We start from the raw sequence: 14,427 nt of genomic DNA on the forward strand, positions 1-14,427 counted from the left end.
GTTAAGATAGGATTATTTATCCATTTATTTTATTTTCACATTACCCGGAAAGGGCAGAAACCATTTTTACTGGCCAGCCACAACCCCAAGAGCTACTCAACGATCTCATTACCTTACCTTATTCTGGATGGCTATGACGATAGACAATCACTTGCACTGGTTCTAGGGTTACCAGCCCCTCCTCAATAAGGCTATCCAATTCAGGCAAGAATCTGGCGATTCGCTCCGGCTGATCCACGATCTCAATCACCATGGGCAAGTCTTCCGAAAGGCGGAGGATTTTTGCCGTATGGATGCGGCTACTGGCGCCAAATCCTAAGGTTCCACGCAGAACAGTGGCTCCGGCCAAGCCACAACGGCGCGCCTCTTCCACAACAATTTCATATAATGGCCGCCCCTGATATTTATCGCTTTCTCCAATGAAAACGCGGAGCAACTCGGCTTCCGATGGTTGCTTCACTGCTGCCTCCCTAAATGTTTTGACTTATAGCAAAACCGAGAAACACGCACACCAGGCCCAAACTATTTTGGCCAATGAGGTGGACGGCCGCTAATAGCCACTCAGAATCCCGCAAAAACTGACTCGTCTCAAAAGCAAAGGTGGAAAACGTGGTAAATGCCCCCATAAAACCAGTCAGCACAATAAAACGAATTTCACCCGTAATAAGCAACCGATCCTCCGCCAGCGCCCAAACCATACCGAACAGAAAGCAACCTAGCCCATTCACTACCCACGTTCCCCAAGGAAAGCTTGCGCCCCATAGTTTCTGTACTAGCCCCGAAAGGGCATAGCGGGAAAGAGTGCCTCCAGCCCCGGCTAAAGCTATCCAAGCGAATTTTTGCCACATAATTTACGCTCTCCAAGAGATCTTTACCAACAACATATCCTATAATTATCTTCATCCGATTCTGCTTCGTCCATGGAAAACAAAGCCACTATCCACTCCAATTTAGGCAACTCTGCTATAAGGTCTCTATTCATTATGATGATCACCGGCCGAGTTTAAGCTAAAGTTAACTATTCTTCCTTTATCTCATGGGCAGCGATATCATGGGCAGCGAAATCCCTTCCAGCCACTTTAGTCCAGAGGACTTTAAAAAATTTACCGAACACCTTAATACAGAAACCCAGCTCGTAGGTCACTGGCTGACGCAAGATCATTTTGCTTATGAACGGAGAATCGGATACGAGCTTGAAGCGTGGCTAGTCGATAATAACTTTCGGCCTGCTCCCATCAATGAGCGTTTTTTGCAGGCACTTGATAATCCCTTGGTCGTGCCTGAGCTAGCCAGTTTTAATGTGGAGCTGAATAGTCCTCCTGAAAGCTTATCCGGCGATGTCTTTAAACGCCTGGAAGAAGATCTGAAACAAATCTGCCGCCAGTGCCGCAACCAGGCCCGTTTATTAGGCTGCGAACTGATGATGATTGGAATATTACCTAGCCTTAGAGAAGCGGATCTATCCCTTCAGCAGATGTCCAATCTCTCTCGCTATCGAGCCCTCAATGAGCAAGTCTTGCGGCTGCGCCACCATCGCCCGCTATGTATCGATATTAAGGGGAAAGATCACCTACGTACTGCCCACAATAACGTGATGTTAGAAGCAGCAACCACATCTTTTCAGCTCCATCTTCAGTTACCCGCCCGCAATGCCGCTCGCTATTTTAACGCAGCCGCCATCCTTTCAGGCCCCATGGTGGCCGTCTCCAGTAATTCCCCCTTCTTATTTGGCAAAGATCTATGGGAAGAAACCCGCATCCCTTTGTTTGAACAATCCGTCTCTGTAGGAGATCATAAGGGCTCCGAGAAGGACAATCTTAAGCGAGTATCTTTCGGATCCGGATATATCAGGGAATCTCTGCTAGAATGCTTTCAGGAAAACCAAAATCACTTCCCCGTGATCTTGCCCGTTTTGTTCGATGAACCCCCGGAGAAACTTGCCCATCTGTGCCTTCACAACGGCACCATCTGGCGTTGGAATCGGCCACTCATTGGCTTCGATGCTCAGAGTAGGCCACATCTGAGACTTGAGCACCGCGTAATTCCCGCAGGTCCCAGCATCCTGGATACTATTGCTAATGCAGCCTTATTTATCGGTATGATGAGCGCCTTAATAGAGAAGGAAGATCCCCCCGAGGAAAATATTGCTTTTTCTCTGGCGCGACACAATTTCTATGCTGCTGCCAGGCAGGGCCTAGAAGCTGAGTTCCACTGGTTCGATGGTAGCCGGGGAAAAGCTTCTACATTACTTATCGAGCACCTGCTTCCCCTGGCCCGCTCTGGACTTGAGCGACTTGAGATCAATGCAAGCGATATTCAACATTACTTGGGAATCATCCAGCAACGCCTTATAACAGGCCAAACTGGTTCCCGCTGGCAGCGCCTCTATGTAGCCACTCATGGGCATGATATGGATGCCCTCACCGCTGCTTATGTGGAGCGGCAACAAGGGGAAAATCCAGTACATGATTGGACAGTTTAGACAAGGCGCCTAAGAACCCACCTATGTTGACAATAAGATATGAAATACCCGCAGGGTTATTAGACTTGGAAGCCCACGAACTTTACCAGAAACTAGAAGGGCCAACTCTGTTTCACCTGGCTGGGCAACGGAAGCCTCCTCTCTTCGTCTCAGTGTTGCTCCATGGCAATGAACCTGTCGGCTGGGAGGCGGTACGCCGTCTTTTATCCCAGTATCAAAATCGAGAATTACCACGAGCGCTATCCCTTTTCGTTGGCAATATCACCGCTGCTCGATATGGACTCCGGCGCCTTGACGGCCAGCCTGATTACAACCGAATTTGGACTTCAGGTAATACTCCGGAACATGCCATGGCAACTCAAGTCTATGAAGAGATGGCTAAAATTGGCTTGTTTGCCAGTATCGATATCCATAATAATACTGGCCTTAACCCTCACTATGCCTGCGTTAATAAGCTCACTCCTCCCTTTCTCCATTTAGCGGCCCTGTTTGGCCGGACCATTATTTACTTTGTGCGCCCCCAAGGGGTGCAATCTCTGGCTTTTGCGGAGCTAGGGCCGGCCGTGACGCTTGAATGTGGCCAGCCGGGCAGCTCCCAAGGCGTAGCTCACGCGCACGAATACTTAACTGCTTGTTTGCATCTAGCTAAATTTCCCTCCCATTCCGTTCTCAAACAGGATATTGAACTTTTCCATACCGTAGCCGTAGTCCGAATCCCGCCTGGACTGCGCGTTGGCTTTCATGATAATGGCTTGGATTTGCGCCTAATCGATGATCTAGACCAGCTAAATTTTCAGGAATTGCCCGCCGACACACTCTTGGGTTGGCAGCCCTCGAATGGTAATATCTTGCTTACAGTCACTAACGAGCAGGATCAAGAAATAAGCGAACGTTATTTTTATCTGAAGGGTACTGAGCTTCGGACTCGCCGCCCCGTCATGCCTTCAATGCTAACCCGCGATATCCGTATCATCCGCCAGGACTGTCTCTGCTACCTGATGGAGAGAATGCGACCGCCAAGCTCTTCATAACGTTTTATTTGCCGGATTCCAGGTTACTGTCTTGCGAATTAGCGGTTTATGATGGATATTTCTTTGCTAGCTTCCAGTGCACTATGAATAAACTCGATGAAATCAATATAATAATTGCTTGCAGAATAATATCTTGTTTAGCTTTTTCCCGGTGGCTAAATAACCTTGCCTCGAATCGCTTTGACCGGAGTGTTTCGATTTCCTTATCAGTTAGTTCTGATCTGCTGCCGGCTTCATCTGTATTTGGCGCAGGAGACAACATTGCACTACCAGGTCCGATAACAATGGGCGCTGGTCTATTATCTCCGGCGGGATAAAATGGCGAGATGCGAAATGCCTCATTTGATCTGTAATAGTGCATTACGACTGGATCGATAGTCACCCTTGGTGCGATGATTGTAACCATATTGTAGAGGAAAAATCCTAACGTAATGGCACTGCACAACAACAGGGAAGAAAAGCACACCGCAAGGGCGTAAACTTTACTAAGGCCGTTATCCATAACCCATAGGCTCTTCTCTGGCCTAAATAATTAGATAATCATTCCTGCGCCTACAGTCTCATTGGTAAATTCATTGATAAGAATCAAGCTTCCCGTTCCTCGGTTCTTGCGGTAGCTATCAAAAAACAGCGGACTCGTCGTTCTAATCTTGATTCGGCCGATATCATTGAGCCCAATCGTCGCTCCGTCCTCAAGCCGGCTTAAGGTCGTAATATCCACCTTATAGCGCACTTCTTTGACTACGCAGCGGGCCTCCTTAGTCGTGTGTTTAATAGCGTACTTGGCGCCAGGCGTCAGCGGAGCCTCATTGAGCCAGCAAACCATCAATTCAATATCTTGGGTAAATTGAGGTTGGTTAGCAGGTTTGACAATCATATCTCCCCGGCTAATATCGACATCATCTTCTAGGGTAAAGGCCACCGCCATTGGAGCAAAAGCCTCATCCACTGGACCCTCCAAGGTATCAATAGATTTAATACGGGTTGAAAACCCTGAAGGGAGCGCAGTAATTTCATCCCCCGGCCGAAAGATGCCTCCCTCTATCCGCCCAGCATAGCCGCGATAATCATGGTATTGATCCGACTGGGGGCGAATTACATATTGCACCGGAAAACGACCATCAATATGATTATAATCGCTGCCAATATGCACATTCTCCAAGGTATGGAGCAAAGTTCCTCCTTGGTACCATGGCATGTTTTCCGACTTTGCTACGACATTATCTCCTCGCAAGGCGCTAATAGGAATATAATGGATATCAGGAATATCTAGCTTGGCCGCGAAATTCTCGAACTCTTTTTTTATTTTCTCAAATCGCTCCTCTTGATAATCCACCAAATCCATCTTATTGATGCACAACACAAGGTGAGGAAGCTCTAAGAGGGAGGCAATAGAGGCATGACGACAAGTCTGCTCAATGACCCCATGGCGAGCATCGGCTAATACAATCGCTAAATTAGCGGTCGAGGCGCCCGTAACCATATTGCGGGTATATTGTACATGCCCCGGAGTATCCGCAATGATAAATTTACGTTTAGGCGTAGCAAAATAACGGTAAGCCACATCAATGGTAATGCCTTGCTCCCGCTCAGCCCGCAGGCCATCGGTAAGCAATGCTAAATTGACCTGACTCTCGCCACGCTGCTGGCTGCTTTTTTGAATAGACTCCAACTGATCTTCAAAGATAGATTTGGAATCATAGAGCAGACGACCAATAAGCGTACTCTTACCATCATCCACACTCCCAGCAGTGGTAAGACGCAACAGATCCATCTCTAGGTATTTTGACTGCGAAGATCCACTCATAATTTTACAATATTAAAAATAACCTTGCCTTTTACGATCTTCCATCGCCGCTTCCGACCGTTTATCATCAGCTCTGCCACCACGCTCAGTTACTCTAGCTGCAGCCACTTCCTGGATAATATCCTCGATCGTAGCCGCTTCAGACTCGACAACCCCAGTGCAGGTCATGTCTCCTACCGTTCGGCAGCGAACCTGCCGCCGCTCCGGAGTCTCTCCCCTCATTAAAACAAGATAAGAGGAATTCGCCAGCAGCATTCCATCTCGCTGAATAATCTCCCTTTCATGGCTAAAGTAGATGTTGGGAATATCTACATTCTCTTGAGCAATGTATTGCCACACATCCATTTCGGTCCAATTACTCAAAGGAAAAACCCGGAAATGCTCGCCCATATGTTTGCGGCCATTAAATAGACTCCATAGCTCGGGGCGTTGATTTTTAGGATCCCACTGGCCAAACTCATCCCGGTGGGAAAATATTCTTTCTTTGGCTCGGGCCTTTTCCTCATCACGACGGCCACCCCCAAAAGCAGCATCGATTTTGAGTTCCTCAATGGCATCAAGCAAAGTGTTGGTTTGCAGCTTATTACGACTTGCATTAGGACCTTTCTCTTCCACCACCCGGCCCTTGTCAATGGATTCTTGTACCGTTCGAACTATGAGTCTTGCCTCTATCTGCTCTACAAGTTGATCCCTAAAGGCCAAAGTTTCAGGGAAATTATGCCCGGTATCGATATGGAGCAAGGGAAACGGCGGCTTAGCAGGCCAAAAGGCTTTTTGAGCTAACCGCACCATGACGATAGAATCTTTGCCCCCAGAGAATAGCAGTACAGGCCGCTCGAAAGTAGCTGCGACTTCACGCATGATAAATATAGCTTCCGCCTCAAGCTGCTTAAGATGAGTCAGACTGTATGACTTCATGATCTCCTACTCATTGACAAATCCCAGAAACTTATAAAAATTTTGGGGGAAATATTACCCAATGGACAATCGTTTTAAATGCAGTCCACATTCTTTTGTAGCAGCATCTTCCCACCACCACCTTCCCGCCCGGATATCTTCACCTATAGTAATCGCCCGCGTACAGGGAGCGCATCCAATGCTAGCATAGCCTTGATTGTATAACGTATTATAAGGAAGGTCGAACCGGCGCACATAATCCCAAATCTCATCCTCGCTCCACTCAATGAGAGGATTGAATTTCTGTAATTTATGATCTGTATCCCATTTCGAAAGTAATAGATCTTTGCGGGTTACCGATTGCCCCCGCCGCACCCCCGTAATCCAAGCTTTTTTTCCTGCAAGCGCTCGTTTCAGGGGTTCAACCTTGCGAATTCTACAACATTCTTTACGCAGCGCTACGCTCTCATAAAAGCCATTAGGTCCGTACTTTTCCACATAAGCTTCCACCTTTTGGGTTTCAGGGAAATAAATATTCACAGGCCGCGCATAGCGTTCCTTAACCTTTTGCATCAGCTCATAGGTTTCCTGGGGTAGACGGCCCGTATCTAAAGTAAATATCTCTATCTTTGGCGCATGCTTGTAGATAAGATCGAGCAGCACCATATCTTCTATCCCAAAGCTGCAGGCAAAACAAGCGGGGACATAGCTGAGTTCAATGGAGATCAACAGCGAAGAAACCGCTTCAATCTTATCTGCTAACAAATCCTCTTTCATCAACGTGTCCATATCACCCTACTTCCCCGCTAGAAAATAAATTTGATACCTACCAACATAAGCAGGGTCGCTAACACTGTCTGCATAGTCCGCTCCGGAATATTCACCCCTATATGGCTAGCCACGTAAATCCCGGGCAAAGATCCCAGAAGCAAATTGCCCAAGAGGGCCATATCCACAGATCCTAAATACCAATGCCCAATGCCCGCAATAGCCGTCAAAGGCACAGCATGAGTAATGTCTGTAGCAACTACCTGCACTGTCCGCAGACCAGGATAAAGGAACAGTAATACCACGGCCCCCAAAGCGCCTGCACCAATAGAGGATAGAGTCACCAAAAACCCCAACACTCCCCCCATCACAAGGGTGCTTACCGTAGTAAAACGCGGATTACAACGCAAGGAATAAGCAGGCTGCATTATTTTAGGCAATGCCCTCCTAGCTGCCATTCGCTGCAACCAACTCTTCATGGGCAATGCGACTGCCGTCAAAACCAAGGCAGTTCCCAATGCCGTATTAATGATGCCCTCTAATTGAAGGCCCCGGGCCTGAAACAACTTCAATATTTGCAGAGCAATAAGAGTAGAAGGAATACTTCCCAAAGCCAACAAGCCTACCACCCGCCATTGGATGGTATGATGACGCCAATGCGCCCAAATGCCGCCCATTTTAGTAAGCGCCGCAAATAGCAGATCGGTTCCCACTGCTGCCAGAGGCGGAATACCAAAGCCAAAAATCAAAAGCGGCGTCATTAACGAGCCGCCACCGACTCCGGTCAGCCCCACCATGAAACCAACAACTAGTCCGGCCAGTATATACCCCAGCTCCATCCGCTTCGAACCTATAGTTAGATTCCCCAAGATTTGGGAAAGTGGATGAAATTGTAGCCTCCGATAGATATCATATCAAAATATATTATTCTTTATTGATATAATTTTTTTTTATATGAAAACGGCCATGAAATTACAGCAACTGTATTTTGTATACGAAGTCAGCCGGCAGGGATATAATGTATCCGCTGCCGCCGAGGCACTTCACGCCACGCAGCCAGGAGTTAGTAACCGGATTCATCAGCTAGAACAGGAACTCGGCGTACCTATCTTCGAGCGCCATGGCAAACGCCTCACCGGCATGACCCCTGCCGGTAGCGCCATTTTAAAAATGATTGAGCGAATCTTGCGTGAAGTGGAAAATATCAAACAGGTGAGCGCAGAAGCTACCGATGAACATCAAGGGATACTCTCTATTGCCACAACCCACACCCAAGCCCGTTACGTCCTACCGCCGGTAATCAAAGCCTTTAGAGACCGTTACCCTCAAGTCCGGCTCAGAATGTTTCAAGGCACGCCCCGCCAAATCGCTGAAATGGCGGCTGCAGGCACTGTGGATCTTGCTATCGCTACTGAGGCTATTGAGCTATTTGAAGATTTGATCATGCTGCCTTGCTATGAGTGGAACCGAAGCGTAGTGGTTCCGCCCACTCATCCTTTGTTAGCATGCCAGCCCCTGACTCTGGAAGCCGTGGCAGAATACCCTATCGTCACTTATGTGTTTGGCTTTACAGGCCGTTCTAAGCTCGATAACGCATTTACCAGTAAAAATCTTGTTCCAAATGTAATTCTTACCGCCACCGATGCCGACGTTATCAAAACCTATCTCCATTTGGGATTAGGGATTGGAATTATCGCTAGCATGGCTTTTGATCCTGACCAGGATGCACCACTCAAAGCTATCAATGCTAGCCACTTATTCGAGCCTAGCACTACCCATCTTGGAATCCGACGAGGCGCCTATCTGCGAGGGTACATTTATGCCTTTATAGAACTATTTTCTCCACGGCTTACCCGTCAAATAGTCGATGCAGCCGTGCATGCCTAACCAAGAAGAACCTTCATCCGTTCATGGGTAGGCTGGCAAACCACGCCCCTTTCCGTCACGATGGCATCAATGAAGTGGGCAGGGATGACATCAAAAGCGGGATTGTAGGCTTCAGCTCCAGCCGCAGCGATGGCTTTTCCCCCTAAAGTTAGGACTTCCTCCGGAGGCCTTTGTTCGATGGGAATGCTCGTTCCATCAGACAAATGCCAATCAATGGTTGAAGTAGGGGCTACCACCATAAAATGCACACCATGATAACGTGCCGCCACGGCTAAACCATAAGAACCAATCTTATTAGCAGTATCACCATTAGCTGCGATCCGATCAGCGCCAATAATCACCCACTGTACTTCTCCTTGTCTCAGCAAATAAGGAGCAGCACTATCGGCGATAAGCACGACGGGTATGCCATCCTGCACTAACTCCCAGGCGGTAAGGCGTGCACCTTGCAACCAAGGCCGGGTTTCATCCGCAAACACTTTTGCAATTCGCCCCTTGCTATAAGCATGGCGAATCACTCCAAGTGCGGTTCCAAAACCACCCGTCGCTAAAGAACCGGTATTACAATGAGTCAGAACCCCTGCCGCTCCCTCAATAAGAGCAGTACCTAGCTCACCCATACGGCGATTAGCCGCGATATCTTCCTTATGAATACGTCGGGCCTCAGCAAGCAAAGCAATTTCTGGATCATGATGATCAGGAAGATCATGAACAATGGCTCGCATCCGCGTCAAAGCCCAAGCAAGATTAATGGCAGTAGGGCGGGCTGCTTCTAAATTACACAGATCCGCTTCAAGGAGCCGCTTCCAACCAGAACCTGTCCCGGAAAAACACGTCCTTGCCGCAAGCACTACCCCATAAGCAGCAGCAATACCAATTGCAGGTGCGCCCCGTACCACCATTTTAGTAATGGCTTGAGCCACCTCGGATGAGCAGGTAAGCGTCCAGTAGATTTCTTCCTGAGGGAGGCGGCGCTGATCAAGTAATCGCACACCCGCCTCAGTCCAAGCCACCGCCCGAATCCTATCGTGCTCAGCACTCATAATATTCACGAGCCAAATTAAAAAAACTTCTAACAGCAGATATTTTGAGCTATTTCTCCTCCTATCATTCAATGGGGCCAGTGGAGAATATACTCTTGGGGAAGTTTTACCAAAATAATAATCCCCATCATGACAGCAAGCTGCCGTTTATCCTCAAATAATTCAGGCAAACCTATTTTTTTCGCCGCTAAATAGGCAACAAAAAAATAAAAGAATATATTGGGAAAAAAGAAAAACATTACTCTTAAATCAGTCGCTAAATAAAGCCCATAGCCCAATAATCGATAGCCATAGAGAAAGAGCGCGGTGTTACGGACTGTTTTATGTTCCCACCGACTGGCCACAATCGCCATAATGGTTAGCTGATAAACATCAAGGGGTTTATCATAAGCAGTATAATTTATGTCTGTCGGTCCCAACGCAGCCCAAATCACAATATCAAGGGCATCAAATACAAACTCTGAGACAAGACTGCCAAAAAGAGGCCACCGAAATATGATCAACGGCCCCAGCAGCCGCATTACTAATACAATTATCATTCCATCATCAAACATAATTAGACCACACTGCTATTGCCGGTTGTTTTATTATTAAAGGTTATAATTTTGTCTTTGCCATGCAGACTATTAATACATTAATTCATGCCCGCTGGATTATTCCAGTTATTCCAGAAGACCAAATACTGGAAAACCATAGCCTTGCCATCCACCAAGGCCGTATTGTGGACTGTCTCCCTAGAATAGAAGCGGAAACTCGCTACCAAGGTGCTCACCAAATCAAACTTGCCCAGCATGCGCTTATCCCCGGCCTTATTAATACCCATACCCATAGTCCCATGTCTCTCCTACGCGGCCTCGCTGACGATCTCCCCCTGATGGAGTGGCTCGAGAGGCATATCTGGCCAGCCGAAACCAAATGGGTAAGCGAAACCTTTGTGCGCGATGGTGCGCTCCTGGCGATTGCTGAAATGCTCCGTGGAGGCATTACTTGTTTTAACGATATGTATTTTTTCCCCGAAATTGTGGCACAGGCGGCAGTTGAAGTTAACATACGCGCTGTTATTGGCATGATTATCATTGATTTTCCGAGTAAATGGGCAAAAACTCCCGAGGACTATCTTCGTAAAGGGCTAGAGTTAAATGATAATTATCAAGATCATTCTCTTATCAAAACGGCCTTTGCTCCCCATGCCCCCTATACTGTCAGCGATGAATCCTTAACGCAAGTCGCTACTTTATCTAAGGAACTCAATATTCCAGTTCATATGCATATCCATGAGACAGTGGAGGAAATCAATGGAAGCGTAGCTCAATATGGCATGCGGCCCCTAGAACGGCTACAACGCTTAGGGCTACTTTCATCCCGTCTCTTAGCCGTCCATATGACTCAACTTACTGACCAAGAGATTCAGACGACAACGGAGCATGGAGTTCATATTGTCCATTGCCCAGAATCTAATCTCAAACTCGCCAGCGGCTTTTGTCCAGTCGCTAAACTATACCAAGCGGGAGTTAATGTTGCTCTAGGTACTGATAGCGCAGCGAGCAATAACGACTTAGATATGTTTATGGAAATGCGCCTTACCGCTTTGCTGGCTAAAGCATTGGTTAGCGACGCTAGCGCTATTCCCGCAAGGCAGGCGCTTCGCATGGCTACCTTAAATGGTGCCCAAGCACTAGGTTTGGAGCAAGAAATTGGATCCCTGGAAATCGGCAAGATAGCTGACATAGTTGCTGTCGATCTGAGTGGGCTAGAAACACAGCCGCTCTATGATCCCATTTCCCAGTTAGTCTATACGGCAGGCCGCGATAAGGTTAGCGATGTTTGGATAGCCGGCCGACAGGTCCTTAGGAGACGCCAGTTCACAACTTTGGATGAACAATTGCTCCTATCCCGAAGCCAAGCATGGGCGGAAAAAATAAAAGAATCAAGGAAATCCATATGAACGACAAACGAATTAATGTTGATCCTAATGAAATCGCTAAATTTGAGCAGCTAGCGCATCGCTGGTGGGACCAGGAAGGAGAATTTAAGCCCCTCCATGATATCAATCCGTTACGCCTAGAATATATTCGCAATTACTCTTCCCTAGCAAGCAAACGGGTGCTAGACGTAGGTTGCGGCGGCGGTATCTTAACGGAAGAACTAACTCGCCTTGGAGCTAAGGTAACAGGCATAGATTTAGGCAAGGCTCCTTTGTCAGTAGCACGTTTGCATGCCCTAGAAGAAGGCTTAGAAATCGACTATCAACAAATAAGCGTGGAGCAGCTTGCGGAAACGAAAGCCGAATCCTTCGATATTATCACTAATCTAGAGATGTTGGAGCATGTTCCCGATCCCGCTAGTATCGTCGCTGCCTGCGGTCAACTCCTTAGACCAGGTGGAAAGGCATTTTTTTCTACTCTCAACCGTACACCAAAAGCTTATTTATTTGCCGTTATCGGTGCTGAATACGCGCTTCGTTTACTTCCAAAGGGCACGCATGATTATCATCGATTTATCCGGCCTGCTGAATTAGAAACCTGGTGCCGAAAAGGAGGCATAGGACTCCAAAACTTAACGGGCTTACACTACAATCCCTTGACCCAGCACTATCGACTCGGCAAGGATATCAATGTCAATTACCTTGCCTACGGCATTAAAAAAAATAGCAATATTGTTAAATATGGATAAATCAAACTTTACGAAATTTAAAATCCTGGAGTTTGTAGCCAATAGCCAAGCCTAATTCTTTTCACGGATTTTCAACCTAATATCAAGGCACTGGAGGCACGAGCGGGAAAAAACGGCATGCGTGAGCATTATCCATCGAAGTTGGTAAACGCAAGACCAAAGTCCTGCCTTTCAATCGCTCAGTACCCTTTCCTCAAGGCGCCTTGGTATCTTCGAGAGAATTCCGCTGGTGGATATTGTCTGAGTAATGGAGACCTTGGAACCAAAATTACAATATTATGCGAATGATAAACATACGCATACACCCGGCGAGCAGGGATAAAAAAAGCCCAAAGGACATTTAACCATTGAGTGCGATGAGTTTTGTTTTTTTTAAGAAAACTTATGAGACTCCCTTACTCCAATAGGGCCACGCCATCGGAGTGTGGGTAAATAAACAAAAACAAGCTACTTTGGAGACTTTAATGGAACGCTCAGACAGTGCATTTCGCTTTTAATTAGAAAACAGAGCGTCTTTTAACATCTAAAATTCATATAAATTTAACCGGAACCCCCACATCTAACTTAAAAAATTCAGCTGCGCACCCCTGGTTAACCGCGATCTCTATAAGGCCTAGGGAATTCACATACCAGAAAGCTTCTCCCAAATCCACATCACTGAAAGTCTGCGCTGCAGAGACTAAATCCCCACTAGGCAATTGAAGCTGGCCTTGCCTGAATTTAGTTCCACAAATCCCTGTCATAGCATTCCCATAATGATCGATATAGATGATTTCTTCAAGATTTCCTGGGTCTTCAGTAACCACAGCTTTATCCCAACGCTGACCTAAAAGTTCTTTATCCAGGGGATTTTCAGCCTTGGCTAACCTAGCCGCAACCGGCGCAAATAAATCCCGGCCATGGAAGGTTGCAGAGAGTGATGGAGGACGCCAAGTAATACGCCACAAAGCTGCGGTTACCGAGCGCCCCATAACAACATCGAATAACCCATTTCCTGGACCAACATACCAACGATCATCCGCACAAACTATAACTGGTTCTCGATCACTAGAACCTACGCCGGGATCTACTACCGCAAAGACTACGATACCAGCAGGCAAATGTTGTCCCAAGGCTGCTAATAAATGTGCCGATGCATGGGGGGAAAATCGGGGGGCATCAGCCATGAGATTAACGACCGGAATATTTGGTGCCTGCTGTTGAAGTACGATCCGCACCTGGCCAAGATAGGGGCCCAAAACTCCAAAATCGGTGAAAAGCCCGATCATTTAAATATTTCGTAGCAAACTTAAGCACATCCTCTATAAATGTGTACCCTAAAAAAACTTAAGAACTTTATTTCGCGTTGGAGATCCGTATTTACTACTTTTAGGAAAGAGAAAATATAAAGCAAATAATAGGATAAGTTGCCCGCTTAGCTTACTTTTACTTTTGGGAATTTTTCTCTCAAAAATATCTTCACTCCTCCTGCGAATCGGGGAGCGGGCGCTCAAGTAATTCCACAATTGCCATCGGTGCGTTATCTCCCACCCGAAATCCTCTTTTTAAAATCCGGAGATACCCGCCAGGACGGGCTTGATAGCGAGGACCTAATTCATTAAATAATTTGGTCACTGCCTTTCTATCACGCAAGCGCGAAAATACTAACCGCCGATTAGCGACAGAATCTTTTTTAGCCAGAGTAATTAATGGCTCTGCGACACGGCGAATCTCCTTTGCTTTAGGCAGGGTTGTGTTGATCATTTCATGTTCAATGAGTGACACAGCCATATTACGGAACATCGCCCTTCGGTGGGCACTAGTTCGGTTTAATTTTCTTCCACTATAGCGATGGCGCAT

General features: G+C 47.0%; 16 protein-coding genes. 5 read left to right on the plus strand and 11 right to left on the minus strand.

What is annotated here, in order from left to right; translation table 11 throughout:
- Window positions 1-118: 118 nt before the first annotated feature.
- Entirely contained in the window at window positions 119-460 is a 342-nt protein-coding gene (locus NWAT_RS10375; RefSeq protein WP_013221038.1) for a DUF190 domain-containing protein, read from the minus strand.
- A gap of 10 nt (window positions 461-470) precedes the next feature.
- Window positions 471-848, minus strand: a complete 378-nt coding sequence (locus tag NWAT_RS10380) for a fluoride efflux transporter FluC (RefSeq protein ID WP_013221039.1) — start codon at window positions 846-848, stop codon at window positions 471-473.
- Between the two features lie 188 nt (window positions 849-1,036).
- Between NWAT_RS10380 and NWAT_RS10385 the strand changes: the two genes are divergently transcribed.
- Together NWAT_RS10385 and NWAT_RS10390 are read left to right on the plus strand one after the other, a co-directional pair.
- On the plus strand, window positions 1,037-2,482 hold the full coding sequence (locus NWAT_RS10385; protein WP_013221040.1) for a glutamate-cysteine ligase family protein: 1,446 nt from the start codon (window positions 1,037-1,039) through the stop codon (window positions 2,480-2,482).
- 23 nt (window positions 2,483-2,505) lie between these two features.
- Window positions 2,506-3,513: a M14 family metallopeptidase gene (locus NWAT_RS10390; RefSeq protein ID WP_013221041.1), complete on the plus strand. Its 1,008-nt coding sequence runs from the start codon at window positions 2,506-2,508 to the stop codon at window positions 3,511-3,513.
- Window positions 3,514-3,559: 46 nt separating this feature from the next.
- On the opposite strand, the gene NWAT_RS10395 is transcribed toward NWAT_RS10390, so the two are convergent.
- From NWAT_RS10395 to NWAT_RS10415, 5 genes are read right to left on the minus strand one after another with little or no spacing between them, the layout of a single operon-like run.
- Window positions 3,560-4,015: a hypothetical protein gene (locus tag NWAT_RS10395; protein WP_013221042.1), complete on the minus strand. Its 456-nt coding sequence runs from the start codon at window positions 4,013-4,015 to the stop codon at window positions 3,560-3,562.
- A 30-nt stretch (window positions 4,016-4,045) separates the two neighbouring features.
- On the minus strand, window positions 4,046-5,320 hold the full coding sequence (gene cysN, locus NWAT_RS10400) for a sulfate adenylyltransferase subunit CysN (protein ID WP_013221043.1): 1,275 nt from the start codon (window positions 5,318-5,320) through the stop codon (window positions 4,046-4,048).
- Window positions 5,321-5,332: 12 nt separating this feature from the next.
- The gene (gene cysD, locus NWAT_RS10405) at window positions 5,333-6,238 is read right to left on the minus strand and encodes a sulfate adenylyltransferase subunit CysD (protein ID WP_013221044.1); all 906 of its coding nucleotides are present in this window, start codon (window positions 6,236-6,238) and stop codon (window positions 5,333-5,335) included.
- Between the two features lie 54 nt (window positions 6,239-6,292).
- Entirely contained in the window at window positions 6,293-7,006 is a 714-nt protein-coding gene (locus NWAT_RS10410; protein WP_013221045.1) for a phosphoadenylyl-sulfate reductase, read from the minus strand.
- Window positions 7,007-7,023: 17 nt separating this feature from the next.
- Window positions 7,024-7,824: a sulfite exporter TauE/SafE family protein gene (locus NWAT_RS10415; RefSeq protein ID WP_013221046.1), complete on the minus strand. Its 801-nt coding sequence runs from the start codon at window positions 7,822-7,824 to the stop codon at window positions 7,024-7,026.
- Window positions 7,825-7,951: 127 nt separating this feature from the next.
- Between NWAT_RS10415 and cysB the strand changes: the two genes are divergently transcribed.
- Window positions 7,952-8,872, plus strand: coding sequence for an HTH-type transcriptional regulator CysB (gene cysB / locus NWAT_RS10420; RefSeq protein WP_041350686.1), 921 nt, complete (start codon window positions 7,952-7,954; stop codon window positions 8,870-8,872).
- Here cysB and mtnA read toward each other — a convergent pair.
- Both mtnA and NWAT_RS10430 read right to left on the minus strand, forming a co-directional pair.
- A complete protein-coding gene (gene mtnA, locus NWAT_RS10425; RefSeq protein WP_013221048.1) occupies window positions 8,869-9,915 on the minus strand; it encodes an S-methyl-5-thioribose-1-phosphate isomerase in 1,047 nt (348 codons plus the stop codon). The two genes, cysB and mtnA, sit on opposite strands and share 4 nt — an antisense overlap.
- Before the next feature lie 68 nt (window positions 9,916-9,983).
- Window positions 9,984-10,454, minus strand: coding sequence for a hypothetical protein (locus NWAT_RS10430; RefSeq protein WP_232420102.1), 471 nt, complete (start codon window positions 10,452-10,454; stop codon window positions 9,984-9,986).
- A 77-nt stretch (window positions 10,455-10,531) separates the two neighbouring features.
- Here NWAT_RS10430 and NWAT_RS10435 point away from each other — a divergent pair, with 77 nt between their 5' ends.
- Window positions 10,532-11,860 carry a TRZ/ATZ family hydrolase gene (locus NWAT_RS10435; protein WP_013221050.1) on the plus strand — a complete coding sequence of 443 codons (1,329 nt, stop codon included), beginning with the start codon at window positions 10,532-10,534 and terminating at the stop codon, window positions 11,858-11,860.
- Window positions 11,857-12,588 (plus strand): bifunctional 2-polyprenyl-6-hydroxyphenol methylase/3-demethylubiquinol 3-O-methyltransferase UbiG, encoded by a 732-nt coding sequence (ubiG, locus tag NWAT_RS10440; RefSeq protein ID WP_013221051.1) that lies wholly within the window; start codon window positions 11,857-11,859, stop codon window positions 12,586-12,588. Before NWAT_RS10435 ends, ubiG begins: the two co-directional genes overlap by 4 nt.
- 530 nt (window positions 12,589-13,118) lie before the next feature.
- Here ubiG and NWAT_RS10445 read toward each other — a convergent pair.
- Together NWAT_RS10445 and rplQ are read right to left on the minus strand one after the other, a co-directional pair.
- Window positions 13,119-13,856, minus strand: coding sequence for an SAM hydrolase/SAM-dependent halogenase family protein (locus NWAT_RS10445; protein ID WP_013221052.1), 738 nt, complete (start codon window positions 13,854-13,856; stop codon window positions 13,119-13,121).
- Between the two features lie 190 nt (window positions 13,857-14,046).
- Window positions 14,047-14,427, minus strand: a complete 381-nt coding sequence (rplQ, locus tag NWAT_RS10450) for a 50S ribosomal protein L17 (protein WP_013221053.1) — start codon at window positions 14,425-14,427, stop codon at window positions 14,047-14,049.

It is taken from the genome of Nitrosococcus watsonii C-113 (assembly GCF_000143085.1).
GTDB classification, from domain to species: domain Bacteria; phylum Pseudomonadota; class Gammaproteobacteria; order Nitrosococcales; family Nitrosococcaceae; genus Nitrosococcus; species Nitrosococcus watsonii.